Source organism: Nitrogeniibacter aestuarii (genome assembly GCF_017309585.1).
Classification (GTDB): domain Bacteria; phylum Pseudomonadota; class Gammaproteobacteria; order Burkholderiales; family Rhodocyclaceae; genus Nitrogeniibacter; species Nitrogeniibacter aestuarii.
Map to the genome: position 1 here is coordinate 3,640,442 of NZ_CP071321.1, position 20,715 is coordinate 3,661,156.

Annotated in this window: 18 protein-coding genes; 1 reads left to right on the forward strand and 17 read right to left on the reverse strand. The window is 60.1% G+C overall.

From position 1 onward, the window contains the following. The first annotated feature begins 347 nt into the window (after nucleotides 1–347). Entirely contained in the window at nucleotides 348–1,361 is a 1,014-nt protein-coding gene (locus tag J0W34_RS16925; RefSeq protein ID WP_230969562.1) for a helix-turn-helix domain-containing protein, read from the forward strand. Nucleotides 1,362–1,384: 23 nt separating this feature from the next. On the opposite strand, the gene J0W34_RS22330 is transcribed toward J0W34_RS16925, so the two are convergent. From J0W34_RS22330 to J0W34_RS17010, 17 genes are all read right to left on the reverse strand, one after another. After that, on the reverse strand, nucleotides 1,385–2,044 hold the full coding sequence (locus J0W34_RS22330) for a DUF6928 family protein (RefSeq protein ID WP_407941176.1): 660 nt from the start codon (nucleotides 2,042–2,044) through the stop codon (nucleotides 1,385–1,387). A gap of 124 nt (nucleotides 2,045–2,168) precedes the next feature. Then, complete coding sequence (locus J0W34_RS16940; RefSeq protein ID WP_230969565.1) at nucleotides 2,169–2,678, reverse strand: hypothetical protein; 510 nt, start codon at nucleotides 2,676–2,678, stop codon at nucleotides 2,169–2,171. A 155-nt stretch (nucleotides 2,679–2,833) separates the two neighbouring features. Next, nucleotides 2,834–3,394 carry a DUF4240 domain-containing protein gene (locus J0W34_RS16945; protein WP_230969566.1) on the reverse strand — a complete coding sequence of 187 codons (561 nt, stop codon included), beginning with the start codon at nucleotides 3,392–3,394 and terminating at the stop codon, nucleotides 2,834–2,836. Nucleotides 3,395–4,321: 927 nt separating this feature from the next. Continuing rightward, nucleotides 4,322–4,696, reverse strand: coding sequence for a hypothetical protein (locus J0W34_RS16950; protein WP_230969567.1), 375 nt, complete (start codon nucleotides 4,694–4,696; stop codon nucleotides 4,322–4,324). Nucleotides 4,697–5,230: 534 nt separating this feature from the next. Beyond that, nucleotides 5,231–5,959: a hypothetical protein gene (locus J0W34_RS16955; protein WP_230969568.1), complete on the reverse strand. Its 729-nt coding sequence runs from the start codon at nucleotides 5,957–5,959 to the stop codon at nucleotides 5,231–5,233. Nucleotides 5,960–6,080: 121 nt separating this feature from the next. Continuing rightward, entirely contained in the window at nucleotides 6,081–6,503 is a 423-nt protein-coding gene (locus J0W34_RS16960) for a hypothetical protein (protein WP_230969569.1), read from the reverse strand. 57 nt (nucleotides 6,504–6,560) lie between these two features. After that, nucleotides 6,561–6,920 carry a hypothetical protein gene (locus tag J0W34_RS16965; RefSeq protein WP_230969570.1) on the reverse strand — a complete coding sequence of 120 codons (360 nt, stop codon included), beginning with the start codon at nucleotides 6,918–6,920 and terminating at the stop codon, nucleotides 6,561–6,563. 109 nt (nucleotides 6,921–7,029) lie between these two features. Continuing rightward, the gene (locus J0W34_RS16970; RefSeq protein ID WP_230969571.1) at nucleotides 7,030–7,491 is read right to left on the reverse strand and encodes a hypothetical protein; all 462 of its coding nucleotides are present in this window, start codon (nucleotides 7,489–7,491) and stop codon (nucleotides 7,030–7,032) included. A gap of 543 nt (nucleotides 7,492–8,034) precedes the next feature. Further along, on the reverse strand, nucleotides 8,035–8,403 hold the full coding sequence (locus tag J0W34_RS22335; protein WP_407941103.1) for a DUF6678 family protein: 369 nt from the start codon (nucleotides 8,401–8,403) through the stop codon (nucleotides 8,035–8,037). A gap of 521 nt (nucleotides 8,404–8,924) precedes the next feature. Continuing rightward, on the reverse strand, nucleotides 8,925–9,329 hold the full coding sequence (locus J0W34_RS16975; protein ID WP_230969572.1) for a DUF6572 domain-containing protein: 405 nt from the start codon (nucleotides 9,327–9,329) through the stop codon (nucleotides 8,925–8,927). 1,211 nt (nucleotides 9,330–10,540) lie between these two features. After that, nucleotides 10,541–12,007 carry an aldehyde dehydrogenase family protein gene (locus tag J0W34_RS16980; protein ID WP_230969573.1) on the reverse strand — a complete coding sequence of 489 codons (1,467 nt, stop codon included), beginning with the start codon at nucleotides 12,005–12,007 and terminating at the stop codon, nucleotides 10,541–10,543. An 88-nt stretch (nucleotides 12,008–12,095) separates the two neighbouring features. Next, entirely contained in the window at nucleotides 12,096–13,439 is a 1,344-nt protein-coding gene (locus J0W34_RS16985) for an aspartate aminotransferase family protein (protein ID WP_230969574.1), read from the reverse strand. 340 nt (nucleotides 13,440–13,779) lie between these two features. Further along, complete coding sequence (locus J0W34_RS16990) at nucleotides 13,780–15,252, reverse strand: APC family permease (protein WP_230969575.1); 1,473 nt, start codon at nucleotides 15,250–15,252, stop codon at nucleotides 13,780–13,782. Nucleotides 15,253–15,600: 348 nt separating this feature from the next. Next, nucleotides 15,601–15,972, reverse strand: a complete 372-nt coding sequence (locus tag J0W34_RS16995; protein ID WP_230969576.1) for a Rid family detoxifying hydrolase — start codon at nucleotides 15,970–15,972, stop codon at nucleotides 15,601–15,603. 39 nt (nucleotides 15,973–16,011) lie between these two features. Continuing rightward, a complete protein-coding gene (locus J0W34_RS17000) occupies nucleotides 16,012–17,265 on the reverse strand; it encodes a D-amino acid dehydrogenase (protein WP_230969577.1) in 1,254 nt (417 codons plus the stop codon). A gap of 80 nt (nucleotides 17,266–17,345) precedes the next feature. Beyond that, the gene (locus J0W34_RS17005) at nucleotides 17,346–18,488 is read right to left on the reverse strand and encodes an ABC transporter substrate-binding protein (RefSeq protein WP_230969578.1); all 1,143 of its coding nucleotides are present in this window, start codon (nucleotides 18,486–18,488) and stop codon (nucleotides 17,346–17,348) included. A gap of 55 nt (nucleotides 18,489–18,543) precedes the next feature. Further along, nucleotides 18,544–20,529: a methyl-accepting chemotaxis protein gene (locus J0W34_RS17010; RefSeq protein WP_230969579.1), complete on the reverse strand. Its 1,986-nt coding sequence runs from the start codon at nucleotides 20,527–20,529 to the stop codon at nucleotides 18,544–18,546. Between the last annotated feature and the right edge of the window lie 186 nt (nucleotides 20,530–20,715).

The following is a 20,715-nucleotide window of genomic DNA, read 5'->3' on the forward strand; positions in this document are numbered from 1 at the left end:
TCGGACTTGCGCAAACCCGGACTCTTCTGGTCCGTGCCTGACCGTCGGTGACGGCAAGACCGGCAAGCTCTAGTACGGCTACGACTTTAGGGAAGCGGATCGGGGCGCGTTATCCGAATTTGGCACGCCAAACGGACCGCATGAAGCGAGCTCTCCGCGAGGCGCTGAACGCCTGCACCACCATGTAGCGCAAGGCACCCGAGATGCACCGCCAGTGTGCGCCGCATCAAAAAAAGTCCTTGCTATTCAATGCGAAGGGCGCTCAAAGTACATGGAACGAATCTCGCTTAAGCGAGACAGCCATGGCCTCTGTTTGCGGGCCACGGACCGAAGCAGGAGACAGAGAGATGCACCACCAGCACCTTGCCGTGGCGGGTCACGGCGTCGCGCCCATCCCCCCCGCCATCCAGATTCAGGAACACTTCGCCACCGACACGAATGCCCAGGCATTCGATGGCTGGCACATGGATTACACCCAGTTATCGCCGGGTCAATATCGCTGCGCATCTCGTGAGGTCCGCTTGTCGGGCCTTCAGATTTTCTCGGAATGCGGCAATGCGACAACGCACCAGTGCGGGACCAGCTGGCCCAATTCCTATGTCTTCGGTATGGGGCAGTCCATGCGTGACGAGGGCATCTTCAACGGGCGCAAGTACCGCGGCAACATCACCGTGTTCCGTGGCGAGAGCAGCCTCGACGCAGTCACCCCGCCGATGACCCTGCTGGTCATGGCCATCGACCGGGACAAGCTGAACCAGTATCTGTGGGAAGCCGAAGGCATCGAATCGAGCGACTGGTTGCGCAAGAACTGGCTGCTGGTCGAAAACCTCGACCTCTCCGCCCGCGCGGCGCAGAAGGTCCGCACCCTCTTCGAGGCGTGCTCGAACAACCCCACCGTGCTCGGATTCGCCCAGAGCCGGGCTGCCATCGAACAGGCCGCGCTCGAAGCCGTCACCCCGGTCGTACTCGAACACATCGATCCACCGCCGCCGTCCTTTGCGGAGCAGAGCCGGATACAACTCATGCGCCGGGCCCGCGAATTCGTGCTCGAACATGTGGACGAGCCGCTGCAGATCATGGACGTGTGCCGTGCGCTGAGAGTGTCACGACGCGCCCTGCAATACGCCTTCCAGGACACGCTGCAGATGAACCCGGTCGCCTACCTCAAGCTGCTGCGTCTCAATGGTGCGCGACGCGACCTGCTGGCAGCCGCCGGCACCGACTCCACCCAGGTGCAGGACGTCATCGCCCGCTGGGGCTTCTGGCACTTCAGCCGCTTCAGCGCCGAATACAAGCAGATGTTCCAGGAACTACCCTCAGAGACACTCCACGGCCGCAAGCCGGCCCGGAGCGTCCAGTAATCGCGGCCGTTCTCCCGGCATCGTCACCAGAGCTTCCACCACGGTGACCGGGAGCGCTTGTAGCGCACCAGCGGAATCGACTCGGGCGCTAGCAGGGAAGGATCGACGAATCCCTCAAGCTGGTAGCCAAAACGGTCTTTCAGCGCGGCCTCGCCCAGGTCGAGCGGGTGAAACGGAAGCGGGTAAGCCTCTGGGGCTTCGTCGTCATCAACGGCCGGGTACGCCCCGAACCAGTACGGCTCTTCGAAAGGCAAACGCGGCCCGATGTCTTCCATGACGCCGCTGTCCGGAGACAGGCTCAGGGAACGCACCAGTTTCCCGTCCGCCCACACGGCATACGCAAACCAATCAACAACGCTGTGCATGGCGTGAAGCGTCACAACACCATGGCCGCCAGCCGCGATGAAGTGCGCCGGGAGCCTGGACGGATAGTCGATACCGAACTCCTTCGCCGCAACGACGGAAACACCGGGAAAACAGCCAATATGGAGTTCTCCATCGGGCGGGCAGGTGAAGGAAAGATCGCCCTCCCCCAGCGGTTCGAGCTTCTCGCCGGGAAACAGCGCGGCCGCCAGCGTCGAGGTCTCTCGCGATCCAGCTGAGGCTTTGCGGCAAGCGCCTCGCGTGGATTCGAGTCCGCAAGTACGAGCATCCAGGTCTTCGCGCCCATTGATCAGGTCCAGTTAATGAAGAGACCCATGGCCGCTTGAAATGAGTTGTCAGACGTCACTGCCTGAATAGCAGGTTAGAAAAGAGCCGCCTGCGCAGCTGTTCGCGCAGACCCAATCGACGACCGGTTTGGGCGTTTCAGCGCTCATGGAACCACTCCATGAATGCGCTCGCCACCTCGGGTGACAGCTCCAGCACTGCTTCGGCAACTGCGGGTTGTCCCTTCGCCGCGGCAACCGCTGACAGCGCGCAACGTAGAACCCCTTCATCCCACTGGCGCGCGGCAGCCGAACCCACGAGCGCAGGCAGACGAGACAAAGACTCAAAGTAGGCAGGAGCAATGTCGTCAGGAACCGAAACACCCTTCTTGGCACGGCACACTTCAACCCAGGCCGGAAATTGAAAATAGGAGCAATCGGCTTTCAATGGGGAAGAGGCGAGCGCCTCGATCACGTGTGGCACTGCTGCGAAAGAAGCCGAGTAGACATCGCCTTGATGCGCCAAGGCGCTCCAGAGGGAAAACCAAGGCTCATTGTCGTTCTCGGAGGAAGGTAAATCGGAGAGTTGTCTCAACAACGCGGGGATATCCGAAGCCGCGCCATAAGCGTGTTGCAATTCCGACCAACGAGTATCTTCAAGGCCCAGCAAAGTGCAGCTCCTCTACGACGCCCAACGCCGTGTCAGGGGGCGGCCAGCACGCAGCGCTGTTGGGGGTAGGAAGCCACACCCAATAAGCTGCGGACTGCTGGTCGTTCCACGGAGCATCGCGAACGACTTGAACACCATGTGATGGAGCATCACCATCACCAAAACTTCCACCAAGGCTTCGGCTTTTCAATATGCGCGCCGCTTTGCGCTGCCCACATTTTCTCGTACTTCGCCCAAAGCAGCGGATAACGCTCCTTTAACACCTCAACACTCTCCTCCCACGGCTCGCCTATTGGCTCGTCGGGCACCGGGACACCGGTCGATTCGTGAGGTGAAATGGCAACTACCACGCCCTCGCGAACAGCATACTCAAACCCTTCATAGAACCAAGCATCTTCGTCGTATGTTTCAGATGCCAGTGAATCGGGATCTGCTACGGCCTTTTCAAAGGCGGTTTGCCCTCGCGAGACCAGGGAGGCTCGGAAATCAGAAAACGTATCATCGCCGCAGCCCCCCCTTATGACATATGCGGCACCCCATAAGCCCCACGTGTATGCGCGATTCATCGATTCGTCGAAATGCGTTGAGAACGCTGCCGCTGTTCCTGGTGACATTGACTCGACGGCCTTCTGAACAAGCTCGCATTTGCGATCCATATCGCCTTGTGACCTTTGGTGAGCGTCGCCAATCAACTTCCAGAATTCATCAATGCCCATGCTGTCTTCTTACACATAAAGGTTAAATTCAGGGGTGGGGTAAAAAGCGCAGCTTTGGGCACCCCATGGAGGCTGGCAGGGTCGTACCGAAGGAGCCGCCAAACCGGAGAAGCCGCAGCTGGAACCGACTATATTTCTAGGTGCGTCTACGCAAGGTCTCAATGCCGCGCTGCACGTTAAGCGGTGGAATTTCATAGCCCCAGCAGTTCCTGCCGACCAGCTAACACTGATCAGCAACTCATCTTTAGTTAGTCCGGGAAGCCAGCGCCACAAAATATTGACCATTCAATAGCAAGTGGAGTAAAGCCAATATAAGTAGGTACATTTTAAATAATTTTAAGAGCGCGCCTCGGACGACCAAAATAGTACTAGTCTAGCTCCATTGGAACCCATGGATGCAGGGAAACCAGCTCTATTCCTACTGCTCCAGATAACTTCAGCCTTAGCAATACCGCGGCACAACGCGAAAGCGTCACCCTTTTTGGCTACCCCCTTGCAAAGCGCATCTTAGACGCGGTTTTGGTCATACTGATTAAATCGAATGACATCTTTGTGCAGTCCATAAATCATCTGTGCCTGCGCTGTGGGATTGAACCAGTAATGCATCCACCCATTGTGTAGACGAAGCTCCCAGTCGCTAAGCGGGCCGTAGCGTGCGAGGTATGCGCGCACTTTTTAGTTCGACATTCGTCGGTTTCTCTTTGGGTAAAGTCGTCGTACCACACCGACCGGACGTTTTCCCCGTCCCGATACATAGCTAGCTCAAACAGTGGCGCTTCAACGCGATAGCAATACTCGTGTTCGGCATCTTCACGAGCGGGGCGACCGAATTGCTGCAAGATGGCTAAGGCCTCGTCAAGCGCTATACCGACTGGAATATGAGGAGTTCGAAGGCTGATTGTCATAGGCTAGAACTTGTTGTTGGGCCTACGGCCAATAGATTTCATTGTAGTAGTCAGCGAGTAGATAGTGCTCTGGTGCGAGACCATTTGTTTCGGAGAGTCCCAGATCTGACGAGCCGTCGGCCTTGATGCGGAACACGACGTAGCATTCAGAGTCGTTTGATTCCATATATCGCCAAAGCCAGTACTGGTCCTTCTCCACCAGAGCTGTTCGCAGAAAGGACAAGCGCTCACCCTTTGCATCGTCGACGTCACTCGACTCGAGACGAATATAAGCCATGATCTCGTCAATGGTTTCTGGACACGATGAAGGTGAATCATTTTTCAACCGAGGCAGCGATACGTTTGTCTGCCCCCATTCCGCGGCATCGTCGGGAAGGGAAGCTCGTGTAGGGATCATTTAGTACGCCCAAGGATTTATATCAGCTGCTTTCAAATCAACCAGCTATTGACGATCGGCTGGAGTGAAGGGAATTGTTAGCCATTTACTTCAATGCGATCAATGACCTTAACGCTAGAGCTATTTGGGCAATAAATTTTCAGCGTTTCAGAGTGAGAATTCACCGTTCCCCACTCACGCACGACGCCCCACGCTGGGATGTTATCTGATTCTTCACTTGATGGACTTACTGCAAATGACTAATGTCCGCTGTAAAAGGCGTGAATAAAAACTCCTTGCTCTTCATCGGGTGAGGAAATTTCAAGCATTGCGACGTAACCGCTATCTTGAAGTTTTGGATGGCTCGTAATGTTGAACTCATCGCCTTCGCCAGTGATACCCTTGCAGCAGATCATTCGATCACTCGCTCCCCAAAAAATAGCAGGAGTGCCAGTTGGCTCTTGGGGTTTGGTGCTGGCATCTTTCGACTTACCGCGGAATATTATTTCTCCTAATGGCTAACCACAATTGCAACGGAGAAGTAGAAAATATAAATCACTGAGCAGCAACCCCAACAAAGACACAATTGATTCTTATAGACGAAGTTCCAAGAAGGGGCACTTTCCTGTTGCAATTTGTCTTGCCGGGAAGGCGAAGCAGAACATCAACCATGTTGTCGCAGACTTCCAATTCTGTTTCGACGAGCGTGTTTGTTCGCATTGACTGCTTGTTACCATCGATCCAGATTTCTGCACCGGGTGGCGATGTTTGGAGGTCAAGTGTAACTCTTCGCCGTTCGCAAGGCACGACAACAGGACCTGTGCACCAATCATTTCCGGTAGGCGCACCGAATTGCGGCGTTGCCAAGACAAGCGTGACAGCCCCATCCTTATTTGACGTTACCGTCGGGCCGGCCCAAACAGCTTTTAATTCAGGTTTGCAATTCTTCTGGTGGATTCTTACTCCGTCCACGGTGACGTTATTATCACTAATTGAAATGGAAAAGTCGAAGATGTAGTCATTGGGAGCATCAAGCGAAATGTAGTGAACCCCGTTGTCGAGTTCGACCGAGTCCCCTACAAAACCAATGACATGTTGGCCCAAGTAGATTGAGCCCTTGCGCTCGATTTCTGTCATCTTCGCGTTGGCCAAGACTGGACTTTCTGCAACAATTTTTACCGTGGCAGCAGTTGCGTAAATCTCTACGTTGGCCAGGATGGCAAACAGACACACCGTTTTTACAACATCCAAGACCTTGATTGAGGCGAGCATCACGAGTTCCAAGAAATATTTCAACTAACCGGCAGAAAGGAATCGGCTGGACACGACGCCCAACGTTTGAATTCACCGGACCTGGTGCGGCTTGCCGCACCAGGTCCGGTGGAATGATTGGTAGGGCGTTGCATTACGTTCCATTGAGATAGCCCTGAATAACTGGGTCGTCGGTGACCATATGGTCTGCGATATGGAACACCTCTTTCACCATTGGATGTACGAGCGCCTCGCTTCTGTCGAGAGTGCGGCCAATGACTTTAGCGTCGCGCCACGGTGAGAACTCTGCATCAATTAGACTGACTTGGTATTCGCTTTCCGTGGAGCGAATTTCGAAGGCGAAAGCAACTCTGTTCCCGGGTGTAGCTCCCTCTCCCCAGTCGCCAACGCTGACAGTTGCAATCACGGTGTGTTCGGGGTGGTTAGCGGAGAACCGTGCGTAGTAGATAGCGTACGCATCGCCGTCGCGATAAACGAATCGAGTAAGTGCTGTGCTGTGACCACCACAGCATGTGCAGGTAGATTCAGTTGGTGGCTCGAACTCGAAGCTCAGCATGAAGACGCCCAACGTGAAAGTGAGCAGAGGCCGAAGGCGGTCCGCTCGAATGATTTGTTAGCGCGCATCTTCCCTCCCTATTGAGTGACGCGACAGCAACCACGCACTGCAAACAACAGCAATTGAATACGACAGGATTTCAATCCAAGCCATGTTGGAGATTGGTGGCCCATAACTACTATCGTGGGCGCCAATTTCGGGCGCCCTGAGAAGAATGACTGGGAGGGCAACAATGAGCCCGCCAATCCAGGCCTTTGAGCCTAAAATCCTGGCCAGCGGGAAAGCTGAAACAGCGGCGGCTGCAAGCGCACCGACGATTGCAGCGCTCACCATCTCGCTGTACGGGCGAGGAACGACGAGCGGGAAGAGTAAGGCAGACCAAATATCCTGAGCGTATGCATTGGCGATGAAGGCCAAGACTGCAACGACCGCAAGAGCTAGGAGGCGAAGACCCATATGCATTTGCGCACTAACGTTGGAATTCACCGGCCGCCGAAGGCGGTCTGGTGGAGTGACGGGTTTTGCCTCACGCGCCTAGACTCTCAAAATTGTAGGCCAGCGCATACAGAGCCTTCAACTCTTCGGCATGACTTGGCTCACCTTCCAACAGATCAATGTGATGACGAACCAGATGGAACTCTCTTTCACCGCGGATAGAACCACGCTCCTTTATCTTGGCAAGCCGCTTGTTGTCTTTGGCCAGGAAATCCGGGAAGTGAGTTGAAGTTGCCGAGGCTAGTGCCTGAAAAGCAATCTTTCGCGCCTCGGGAGGCATTGACTGCAACAGCATCGGCGTCTCACGAAGGCCTTGCTCCATGCCGGCAGCGAATGCGGAGCGAGGTGCGCTTGTGGGCGCTACGTACTGATGCCGGATCCCTGCCCAGTTCTCAACAAGGCGCTGTGCTTTCGGATCGTCTAGTCGAGCGATTGCGTCGTGAAACTGGTCGAACACGGCAACCAACTTGGTGAGTTTATCGGTCCGCGCCACGGGTCATTCCTGAGGCATAACGACAACCATAAGGGGCGCGGCGCGTCCCGGCCCGAAGGGCGGCTTGACGTAATTGTTAGCCATTCGATTCTCTCGAAGGCGGCCGCCGGACAAAACAAAAGCTCATGCGTACAAAGCCAATCGAAAATAGCACCGCGAACGCCGAGTAAACAACAGCAGACACCAACAATGCCGCTGGCCCGAATGTCATTTCGAAACTGCCGCCATAATACCGCTCAAGCCCCCACCACCCTGGAAGGAGGAGAACACCAAGGAGCACGCAGTAACTACCGGGTAACTTGGTTTTCACGGCGACCATTGACGCAGAAACAACCACGCAAAAAAAAGCAACTCGCGCGAGACCAAAACTAATTGCGCTGATGGTAGCGAGCGCATCCACCTCTTCCGGAGTGGGCGCCCTGAAGAGATAGGTTTCAACGGTTGAATCGGTACTAGGCATACTGGCTAACGCTTGCATAAAACGGCGCCCGGCCAGGGCGTCCGGTGGAGGCCCAGCGGGCCGGAACGAATTTGATGCACGGGTTATACGAAGTCTACTCCGAAAGACGAATAACCCCATATTTTTAAGTGGTTACCTTCTCTCGAAAAGGGGATATTCAGGCTGATTAGAGTTCCTTCCAGAGCCTCCAAATTATTTGTTCGTAACTCCAACCATTCGATTTCTCTAAATGGGATAGGGCCAAAACTAGTCTCTTCGAAATATCCATCCACGGGTAGCAGATAACTACCGCTCCAGCTTCCAGGAGATGAGTCGAAGAACCACTTCAACCGTACTTGAACCGACAGGGGCTTCAGCTGAGGCAAGACCTCGGACCATTTGGTCTGATTCATGTGGCTGGCTAAATTCCGCCGGCGCACTTCAGACCTAGTTTTTTCCGATGACGTTTTCATACGTATAACGTTGAAGTTGTGGGGCAGGAAAAAATGCGCAGCTTTTTTGACGGTCCCACACGAACGTATTGTTGGGCGAAGGCGCAAATTCAGTGCTCATTGAAAACCAGCCCCAGCGTTTGTTCCAGATACCGAGAACACTCAAGCGCCTCGTTCCTTGACGGCATTACGATGCCATACAGCGTTACGAGCGCAAGCGGACCCGCAGCCCCAGGTGCGGAAACACTCCAGACCGTACTCTGGAGGTCCGAAAAGTACTCTGGTTTTTCCGAACGCACCCCCACTGGCCAGGGGAACACCTCACCCTCTCTCGGGAGCTCCAAGACATCCAGTTCGCCGTCGGCATAGCCCAACGGAATAGTGGGAGACGAAAAAATCGGGAGGTCGATCCGGACGCGAACCATCGAATTACGCCCAACGTTCAGCTTGAGGGACACGGAGACAGGCGGCAAAGCCAACTGTTTTTGCGTCCCTCTCGAAGCGATCGTTAGACCTATTGATGTGATGGCAGTGGAATTGAATCATGGTTTTTCAGCTAGCTCACCTAGCTGTTGTCGTGTGCCCCACACCAAGGAGGCACCAAAAGACTGAAACTCTGTCTTAGCTGTTTGTAATAGTTTAACCGCATCTGGTGTTGGCGACTCTGAATAAAGAACGACAACACGCAACTCTTTTTCATTTAGCTGAGAGTGCTGTTTCACGAGGCTTTTTGTGCTGATGGCCGCTGAGTAGAACGCTAGTTTTTTTCGTAATAATTCAACGGAAGTCGTGCTCCATGGGCGTTGTTGATGCAATAAAAGCAAGGCCCGATGGTTGCCGGGTTTTGTCGCAATTGCATCAATAACGTCTGTTTCTCCAACCTCCGAAATGGCGGGAAACGCGACTAGCAGAGCAAGTGCCACCACAAGTGTCCGGACGACGTTCATTTCAGGTGTCCTGTGTATAAGTTCAAGGTCTAACGGTGGAGTTGTGGGACCGGCGAAAATGCGCAGCATTTTGGACGGTCCCACACGAACGTATTGTTGCGCGTTACGCAAGGCACAATGCGTACTCACATTCCTTATGTAGCGCGGCAATATATTCAAGATGCCGCGACCGCAGTGAATGGCTGACCCGCTCTGGCAGATCACCACGTTCGACGATGATAGATAGCGAAACCAAGAGCACATCTATGGCTTCTGATTTCGTAACGGAGGAGTCGCCTGCCAAAGGCCAGTGGAGCCCGATAAGTTGCTCCTTCGGGTGATAGGTAACTCTGACAGAGGGCTCTGTGGTTGCGTAGAGCACGAGTGACTTGGCTGCATTACGGAGCGATGGCGGCAAGAGTCGAACTATCGTCTCTGCATCCGTACGGCTAAGGCCGTGTCTAGATCCGTTCTGCACCGAGACCTTCATACATTTACGCCCAACTATAAATAGACATCCTAAACGACGGAAAACGCCCCGTCGTTAATCTTAGGGCATGTTCACAGTTAGGCGAAAAACCTTTCTCTTTCAACGAACTCGTTCCATTTAGTGCCTCCTAAATCGTGAAGGCTATCCCGTCGGAGCAAAGGGGCTCAGGTGCGCGTTGGGCACGATCCCAAAACGTCACGGAAGGGCCTTGTCTCGAACGATGTCCATAGTGCCTCGGCGCAACCTGCGGCGCAATGCTATCTGGCTATTTCGCCTTGCATTCGAATGCCCTATTCCGACCGAAGGTTGCGGCTGAGGCGCAGGGGAGCTTAGGTCATCAAACAGTTCACAGCCGAGTCAGGGAGCCTTGCGGTGTCCCAACCGGATGCAGCCGACGGAACGTACAGGGGTTTCGTCACGACAAGTACGTCATCGCTGGGGGGTGTGCCGCTGGACATGAAATCCATTCGTGGCGTTCGGTAACTGGTGGATACGGTCGCCCGATGCAAGTCACGCCGGGTGGGATGGCACGCATGCTTTGGCGTCTGTCGCGAATAGAAGGGGTCTTTCAGCGGTTGCGGGTGGTCGCCCGCGTGGCCGATGGCGATGTTTTCGACCGGCGTCCTGTTCAGGGGTGATGGGTCGAGGGGCGAACCGGGGGAATGTTTGGCGGCCAACAGCGACAGGGTGGCCTCACCTGTCGCTGTTGTGACGGTCTGTCTGACGGTGTCCCGTTGGGGGACTACATGACGAGGGAGACCACCTTCTCTTCCAGGTAGGCATCCAGGGCCACGCGGGACAGATCGCGGCCCATGCCGCTGTCCTTGCCGCCGCCCCACGGCAAGCGCGCGTCCAGCGGACTCCACCCGTTGATGGCCACGGCACCGACGCGCAGGCGCGCGGCCACGCTGTGTGCCTGGCCGACGGAATTGGTCCACAGCGTGGCCGACAGGCCGTACTGGGTATCGTTGGCCAGGGCCACCGCTTCATCGACGGTATCGAAGGGCATGACCACACCGACCGGGCCGAAGATTTCCTCTCGCGCGATCACGGCGTCGGGGGACACATGTCCGAACACGGTTGGCCGGACGAAGTAGCCTTCTGCCGGCACCGCTTCGTCACCGGCGAACATCCGTGCGCCCGCTTCCCGTGCGGCGTGGATCATCCCCTTGACGCGATCGGCGTGACGCGCGTTGATCAACGCACCCATCTGCGTGTGCCCATCGAGTGGATCGCCCACGTTCAATGAACGCGCGGCGCCGGCCAGCGCGTGCAGCACCTCTTCATAGCGCGAGCGGTGCACGAGGACGCGCGTGCCCGCGGCGCAGGTTTGCCCCTGGTTGGCGAACAGCCCCATGGCGACTCCGCCAATCGCCCGCTCAAGCAAGGCATCCTCGAAGATGATCTGGGGTGCCTTGCCACCGAGCTCGAGCGTCAGGTGCTTGAACTGCGGGCCGGCCACCGCGGCGATGGCACGCCCCACCGGTGTACTGCCGGTAAAGCTGATCTTGTTGACGCCCGGGTGACTGACCAGGGCCTGCCCCACCTCGGCCTGACCGTTGACCACATTGATGACACCCGCCGGAAATCCGGCTTCAGTGGCCAGACCGGCGAGCCGTGTGAGCCCGATGGGGGCATCTTCCGAGGGCTTGATGACCACGGTACAACCGGCCGCCAGTGCGGGGGCCAGCTTCCAGACGCCGATCAGCATCGGATTGTTCCAGGGCACGATCAGCGCGGCCACGCCAATGGCCTCGCGCACGGTGTAGTTGAATGTCGGTTGCCCCATGAAGCCCGCCGTCGGAATCTGGCGGCCTTCGAGTTTGTCGGCCCAGCCGGCGAAATAGCGCAGGGTATCGATGGCCATGGGGATGTCCATCATGCGCGGCTCCATGACCACGCGGCCGCCTTCGCGCGCCAGCAGCGTGACGAACTCGTCGGCATTCGCTTCGAGCAGATCCGCCAGCCGGTGCATCAGACGACCACGTTCGGCACCGGGCATGGTCGACCATTCACCGCCATCGAACTGACGCCGTGCTGCGGCAACCGCGGCATCCACATCGGCCGCCGTGCCGGCTGCAATGTGTGCCATGACCCGGCCATTGGCGGGTTCGTACTTGTCGAACCAGGCGCCGCCGGACGCTTCACGCCACTGACCGTCGATCAGATTCAGGGTGCGCAGTGCGTTGGGCACTTCTTGATGTGACATGTTGATCTCTCCTACTTGGGGGCGCGTCGGCCCGTATCGGCCGAGGCGCGATGGCGCCCGACGGCCAGTGCGGCCGGGCGCACGGGCCTCATGCCGTGAACGGGGTCTGGGTAAAGCCGGCGTCGAGGGCCTGGACGATGCGGTCGATGTCTTCGCGCTGAATCACCAGCGGCGGCGACAGGATGATCTTGGTCCCGACCGGGCGAACAATCGCGCCATGCTTGCGCGCCACTTCGGCCACGGCATAGGCGTAGCCCGACATCGGATCGATCGGCTCGCGGGTGGTCTTGTCGCGTACCAGGTCGATGGCCATCATGAGGCCCTTGCCACGCACCTCGCCAATCGTCTCGAAGCGTTTGACGAAGGGCTGGAGCGATTCCATGAGGTAGTCGCCCTGACGCGCCGCATTGCCCGGCAGGTCTTCATCCACCACGATGTCGATGGCAGCCAGCGCGGCCGCGCAGCCCACCGGGTGCCCGGAATAGGTGTAGCCGTGCATGATGGCGCCCGAAAAATCGGGGCTGCCTTCAAGCGCGTCTGCCACCCGGCGGTTGAAGGTGGTGGCGCCCAGCGGCACGTAACCGGACGACAGGCCCTTGGCGAAACACATGATGTCGGGTTTGACGCCCCAGCCACGGGCACCGAACAGGCTGCCGGTGCGCCCGAAGCCGGTCACCACCTCGTCGGCAATGAGCAAGACGCCATGGCGATCGCAGATTTCGCGCACGCGTGGCCAGTAGCTGGCTGGCGGTACGATCACACCGCCCGCACCCTGCACCGGCTCGGCGATGAACGCCGCCACGGTATCGGGCCCCTGGTATTCGATTTCCCGCTCCAGCAGCATGGCGCACAACTGCGCCAGTTCCTCCGGATCGTGGGTGAAGGGATTGCGATAGACCCACGGGTTCTGCACCTGGAAGCAGCCGCTGATCAGGGGTTCGTAGTTGCGGCGGAAGACCGCCGCTCCGTTGACCGAGGCGCTCAGGAAGTGACTGCCGTGGTAGGCCTCCTTCAGCGAGATGAACTTCGTGCGCTCCGGTTGCCCGCAGGCTTTCCAGTACTGACGCGCCATCTTGAGGGCGGTTTCCGTGGCATCCGACCCGCCCGAGCTGAACAATACCCGCGCCATGTCTTCGGTGTCGAGCAAGCCGATCATGCGTGCAGACAGCTCTTCGGCCCGCGGATTCGAGACACCATCGAAGGTCTGGTAATACTCGAGCGTGTTCATCTGCTCGACGATGGCTGTCTTGATTTCCGGCCGGTCGTGCCCGGCGTTGACGTTCCAGAGGCCGGCGACACCATCGACGAACTCGTTGCCATCGGCATCGAACACGCGACAGCCCCGACCGCGCACGATCCGCAGCGGAGAGCGCCCCTTCATCGCGGCAGGGTGCATCATCGGATGCCAGAAACGTGATTCGCTGTAGCTCATTGCAATCTCCGTGGTTCAGCGTTGAGGAACCGCCCGCCTTACCGAAGGCTCGGGGCAGGTTCACGTTGCGGTACCAGCATCGGACACGGAGCGCAGGCATCGTTAGCCGAAATTGGCACCTCGACAACACCCCATCGGAATAAAAAAAGACGTGCGTCAGAGACGCACGTCGGAGCGACGCACCGAAGAGGCAGTGCGCGGAGGGAAGAGGAATACGGCGAGGTCGGGGGTGCCGAAAAGCACCCACACGCCCTCATGACACAAGGGTGATTCGAAGCAAAAAGCAGCGGCGCCGTCGGAGGCTATTTCATCTGGATACCAGCAACAGGGTGAGAGTCGTTCAACTGTGGTCCGCGCCGATCCGCGCATATCGCGCCGGGTCCTTGCGCTTGAGGCGTCTGACCAGCACGACCCCGAGCCAGGCCGCCAGCGGAAGCAAGCCGATCAAGGCCGCCGCCACCAGATTGCTCGCGCCGGTCAGGGCGTTGAAGTGGAAGATCGCCAGCACCAGCACCGCCGTCAGACCGATGGCCGAGAGCACCGGCATGATCCGCACCCGGACGATTCCGGGGCCACCTTCGGTCCGTCGAAAGAAAACGAACACGGCGGCCGAGGTCATGACCATGAGGACCAGGACACTGAGCGTGGCCAGATTGCTCAGCCAGGCAAACAGGGTCCGCACCGGGTCCGCACCGATGGCCGCGAAAAACCCGACGACGATCAAGCTCAGCACGGACTGGACGATCGAGGCGTAATGGGGGCTGCGGTGCTGCGGATGCGTCTGCCCCAGGATGCCGGGCAAGACCCGCGACCGGCCCAACGCATACAGATAGCGTGCAATGGAATTGTGAAAGGCGATCAGGCCAGCATAGACACTGATCATGAACATGCCGCGCAGCACGGTTGTCAGCGTCGGGCCGACATAGCGATCGGAGAGCATGTAGACAAACTTGGTGGGTTCATCCAGCGCCAGGATCATGCCGGCCGCCTTGTAGGGGCCGGCGCCGATGAGCAAACACCAGACGGAAAAGGCGTAGAACCCGCCGATGATGAGCAGCGCGGCGTAGGTGGCGATGGGAATGCTGCGATGGGGGTCTTTGGCCTCTTCGCCATAGATGGCCGTGGCTTCGAAACCGATGAACGCCGCAAAACAGAACAGCAACCCGATGGACGGATTGCCGCTGAGCACGTTGTTGGGCACGAACGAGTGGGCATTCACCCCACCATCGCCCCCGACGCGAAGAATGGAAAAATCCAGCAGCAGCATGGCCGCATACTCGGCAATGACGAACCCGGCGAGCACCTTGGCGGAGAAATCGATCTGCCGGTAGCCGAACACGGCGATCGATGCCATCGCCACCAGCGAGCACTGCCACCAGGGCACCGCGACGCCGAACTGAGCCATGACCGCCTCGGAGGCCACCGCACCGAACATGCCGTAGAGGGCAAACTGCAGGGTGTTGTAGCCCAGAACCGCGATCATGGCCGCCGCCCCCCCGGCCTGCACGCCCAGCCCCCGCGCAATCAGGGCATAGAAGCCACCGGCATTGGTGATCTTGGTCGCCATGGCGGTATAACCAGCGGCGAAACACAGCAGCAGGACAAGCGCGGCAACGACAAGCGCCGGCGTCCCGGGGCCATTCCCGAGCATGATCCCGAGCGGAAAGCCGCCCGCAACGACGCTCAGCGGGCTGGCTGCAGATACAACGAAAAACACGATGAACATGATCCCGAGTGCGCCGTGACGCAACTCGGTCGAAGGCCCGGCACTGTCGGGCGCCTTCGGTATAGCCAGCTTGTCGGTGATCTCCATGCGGGGTGTTTCCATTTTTGTGCCGGCGAAGGAATCGGGTGGATCCCGCGTCGGCAGAGAACGGGTTTGTCTTTTATCTAAAGCTATACCCAGCAAGCCCCTTTTGTTAGCCAAAATCGGCACGGTCGGCCAACGATGACAGCGGGCAGAAACCCCGAGGCCCGGCAGACACTTACGGCACGGGCGCATGGGCACCGGCGGAAAAAAAAGGGCGGGGTGTCCGTGTGACGATCGCCCGCTTGGCCATCGCCACCTCCCCGGTCACCCCGCCGTCAGGAAACCGAAGTGGTGTTTACCGCCGGGCACGCCACATGGGGATGGCGGCGCGGGCTTTGAGTCCGGCGCACCTCATGCGCGCGCGACGGCCTCGATCTCGACCCGCGCGCCGGTCGGGAGGGCCACCACCTGCACCGTGGAACGGGCTGGACGGTGCTCACCGAAGCGACGGGCAAACACCTCGTTCATCGCGGCGAATTCGCCCAGGTCGGTCATGAACACGGTGACCTTCACCACCTGCGCCAGCGACACGCCCTGATCGGCCAGCACGGCTTCGAGGTTGTCGAACACCTGCCCGGTCTGGGTGGCAATGTCACCCTCGCGCTTGTCCCCGGCGGCGGTCAGGGGAATCTGGCCGGAGGTGAAGATCCACCCATCCATCACCGTGCCCTGGCTGTACGGCCCGATCGCCTTCGGCGCCTTGTCGGTCGAAATCAATTTCATCTGCGTGTTCTCCATGGGTTGAAAGGAAATTGCTGCCACTCACCGGTATCGCTCGAGCCCCAGGCCTTCCATGCTGATCTCGGGCGTGCGACCGCTGACCAGATCCGCCATCACACGGCCGGTGCCGGCCGCCATCGTCCAGCCGAGCGTGCCGTGGCCCGTCGACAGCAACAGATTGGGGATGGCGCTCTGCCCGATGATGGGTGTGCCATCGGGGGTCATGGGGCGCAAGCCGGTCCAGAATTCGCTGCGGGCGACATCGCCCCCGTGGGGAAACAGGTCGCCGAGGACGAACTCCAGCGTCCGGCGGCGCGCCGGATCGAGCGTCAGATCGAAACCGGAGAGCTGGGCCGTGCCGCCCACACGAATCCGGTCCCCCAGACGCGTCACGGCCACCTTGTGTGTTTCGTCCATGATGGTCGATTCGGGCGACATGGCCGGATCGGCAATCGGGACCGTGATCGAGTACCCCTTGACCGGATAGACCGGCAGATCGATCCCCAGCGGCCGGAGCAGTTGCGGCGAATGGCTGCCCAGGGCCACCACGTACCGGTCGGCGCGCAGCACGCCAGCGCTGGTGCGCACCCCGACAACGCGTTCGCCGGCAACGTCGATCCCGTCAACGCTGACGCCGAACCGGAATTCCACCCCCAGACCTTCAGCCATCGCCGCCAGCGCCTGGGTGAATTTGAAGCAGTCCCCGGTTTCGTCACCGGGCAAGCGCAATGCCCCGACAAACTTCTCGCGGACCGCTGCCAGCGCGGGTTCGTACTGGACATATCCCTCTCGATCAAGCACCTGGAAGGCCACGCCGAATTCCTTGAGGACCTCCGCATCGGCGCCCACCCCGTCCAGCTGTTTCTGGGTCCTGAACAACTGCAGGGTGCCCTGGCTGCGCTCGTCGTATTCAATTCCCGTGTCGCGGCGCAATGTCTGCAGGCAGTCGCGGCTGTATTCCGCCAGCCGCACCATGCGGCTCTTGTTCACCCGGTAGCGTGCGCTCGTGCAGTTGCGCAGCATCATCAGGGCCCAGCGCCACATGGCGGGGTCCAAGGCGGGTTTGATGACCAGCGGACTGTGATGCATCAGCATCCACTTGATGGCCTTGAGCGGAATGCCCGGCGCCGCCCAGGGGGCTGAATAGCCCGGCGAAATCTCGCCCGCATTGGCGAAACTCGTTTCCAGAGCCGGCCCTTCCCGCCGGTCGACCACCGTCACCTGATGGCCGTCGCGAGCCATGTAATACGCCATCGTGACGCCGATTACGCCACTGCCAAGTATCAGGACATGCATTTTGCTGCGGTCTCCATTCATGATTCCCGCGTTGTCCGCCTGCCGGGCAACGCGCCTTAGAAAACGTCTTTGCACCTGGCTTACTGCATGAAACGTCCGGTCGGGCTGACGAGGGACACGAAAACGCGCGATGCCCTCGCCTCGCCCGACGAGGTCAGCGAGACCACGTGCCCCCCAAGGTCGAGTTCATCCGTGCGCGCCAGCGCAGTACGAAGCGTCGTGCGCCCGATCGGTTGGGTCTGGCGCAGCAAGCGGGCAATCACCTGGACGGCTTCGAAAGCCTCGAACTGCTCGTGGCTGTAGGCGGTGACGAAGGTTTCCATGGCGGTCTGATAGTCACGCACGATCGCCAGCGTCGGCAGGTCCGGGTCAGGCACGCCGTGGGTCACCAGCACGCCACGCGCCCCCCGAATCTGCTGCAGCCACTCGAACAGGTGGACAGACGACATCACCGCCACCGGCGCGACGGGCCGTGCCTGCCGCACCGCGCTCACGAACGCCAGCGCGTCCGCGGTATCACCGAAGACCGCGAATCCGCTCCCCTCGGGGTAGGCCGACAGGTCCGGATCCTTCGCGCCGAGCGCGGACGGCGGGAGTTCGTCGATGCGAATCCCGCAGGCACCCAGCGCCTCGATGACACGTTCCTTCGACGCGATAAACGCATCGCCAACGAGCACCACGGCGCGATTGACGCCGATCGTGTGCAACTCCCGGCAGATACGGGCGGCTTCGGCCACATAGTCCTGCCTCAGGCAGTAGGCCAGGCCATTCTGGCCGCACAGCACCGGATTGCCCGAGCCGGGCCCCACGAACACCACCCCTGCCTTGGCGGCGGCTTTCGCAATGGCGAGGCAGGCGGCTTCGCCCAGACAGCCGGCCATGGCCACCATCTCGGGGTCCGCCACCAGGGTGCGGGTGTTCTGCGCGGCCAGTTCCGGATCACCACCATCGTCCAGCACCCGGACCTGCAACATCCGCCCCCCCACACCGCCGCGGGCGTTGATCTGTTTCGCCGCGGCCTCCAGTCCGTCGCGCAGCGCGGCGCCATTGACGATCACCCCGGCCCCGGACAGGGGCAGACTGGCGCCGATCACCACCGGGTCCGCTTCAGCGCGAACGGGGTGAGCCACAAACAAGGCGAGGAGCGCGAGCAGTGACATGCCATGCCCCCGCATCCGCCGGCGCCACGCACCGATCACGGCGATGTGCTCATGCCTGTCCATGTCCGTCCTCCCAAGTGAGTAGTGAATGTCGAAGCGCGCCGGCCGTGCGGCGACGCTACTCGGTGCGGAACTGCGCCACCGCCGACTGCAGGCGTGATGCCTTGTCACGCATGCCGACGGCCTCCTCCAGATTGCGCTCGATGTCGCTGGTGATTTCGTCGGAGGCGTGGCTGATGCGCTCGACATGACGCGCCACATCGTCGGCGGACGCCGACTGCTCGGCCGTGGCCGCGGCGATATCGCTAATGTGGGTCAGCAGCGTCCGCAGGCCGGCCGAGATGTCCGTGGCGTCCTGCGCGGAGACGCCCATCATTTCGGCCCCGTTGGCGATCTCGTCCACCAATGTCCCGACCTGAGCGACGGCGGTGCCGATTTCGTCCTTGATGGCGTCCACCAGCCGGGCAATGTCCTGTGTCGCCACTTCGGTGCGCTCCGCCAGCGCGCGCACTTCGTCGGCCACCACGGCAAAGCCTCGCCCGAACTCGCCGGCCCGCGCGGCCTCGATGGCGGCATTGAGCGCCAGCAGATTGGTTTGTCCGGCGATGTCGGTGATCACGACGAGAATGCCGGTGATGTCATTGGAGCGGCGCCCCAGGGCGTCGAGCGCCGTGGCCAGCTGTTCGGCCGTGCCACGCCCGGACTGCACCCGCACGGCGGTGGCCTGCATGTTGCCGGACAGCCCGTCGGCCTCGGCCGCCATGTTGCGGCCGGCGTGCTCGGTCTCGCGTGTGGTACGCGCGATGGCGTGAATCGCAACCGTCACCTCATCCATGGCAGCCACCACGGCGCTGGCCGAATCGGTCTGCACCCTCGCCTGCTCGGCCATCCGGCTGGCACGCTCGGCCAACCCCCCGGCGGACTCGGCCACCTCGCGGCAATCCTGTTTCACGCCGGCCACCAGGTCTTTCAGACGCTGGATGAGCCGGTTGAAGGCGGCCCCGATGCGCCCGATTTCGTCGTCGGTGCGCACTGGCAGCGTTGCCGTCAGGTCGCCGGCACCGGAAGACAGCGCATGCATGGAGGCCTCCAGCCCGGCAAGCGGCCCCAGATGCCGCTTCAGAGCCCCCGCAACCAGCAAGGACACAATCAACACCGCGCACACCGACGCGGCCACGAACCAGGCCAGGGTTTCGTCAGCGCGGGCCAGGGGCACGGCCATGGGAAAGCTCACCATCAGCGCCCATCGATCGGGGCTGCCCCCCAGCGCCAGGGGCTGAAGGAACTGCGCGACGCCCTGATCATCGACCCGGGCGTAGGCCTTGCCTGCGTGGATGTCCTGCATTGCCCCGGCAGGCAGATCCTGCACGGCGGTCCCGACGCGTTCGGCCGATGGATGGGCGGCATACACCCCGTTGGCCGAGATCAGGGCCACCGTGCCGCCGAAAGGCTTGACGGCCGACAGATCGCGGTTGAGCGCCGACAGCGTGAGATCGACACCGACGACGCCGATGGCCTTGTCGCTCGACATGATCGGCGTCGTCACCGTGATCATGGCCGTCTTCTTGCCAAGCAGCTCGATTTCGTAGGGTTCGATGACCACATCGCCCCCGCTGCGCTTCGGCGCCTCGTACCAGGCCGCGCCAGTGGGCGGCCCAAGCTCGGACAGACTGACCGTGCCGTCAGGACGGCTGAAGTACGGAATGTAGCGGCCGCTCTCGTCCTGGCCGGGCCGGCCGGCCCACAGTGCGTCCTGACCATCGAAAGCATCAGGATCGAAGCCGACGTAATCGGAGAACAGGCGCTCATCCGCCGCCAGGGTGGCCCGCAGCATCTCGTTGGTCAGCTCGCGGCTCTGTTTTCCGGTGGCCCGCGCCGCTTCCACGTAACGCGCCTGGGCATTGACCAGGGCAAACAGTTCACCGAAGCGTTGTTCGATCTTGCGACCCTCGGCGACCGCCGTCTGGCGCGCCAGGTCGAAGGCATCCTCGTGAAAGGCCTGGCGCATCTGCTGCCCGACAAGCCATCCGAGCAGGAACAGGACAACCAGCACCACGAGGACGGTCATCCGGGTCACGCGTCCGCGGATGCTTCGAGATTTCATATCACCCACCCAGTTCAGATGCGTCGCAAGGCATTGCGTCGCATGCGTCTTGCCCCGGCTTGAATGCCGGATCGGCACTGAGTGTATTCAGGCTTTGTGCGGCCCCATTAGCCAAAACTGGCAAGGTCGGGGCGGGTGGCGCCAACCCCCTCTGAGGGCGCTCGTGAGGGGCGTCCGTATGCCCCA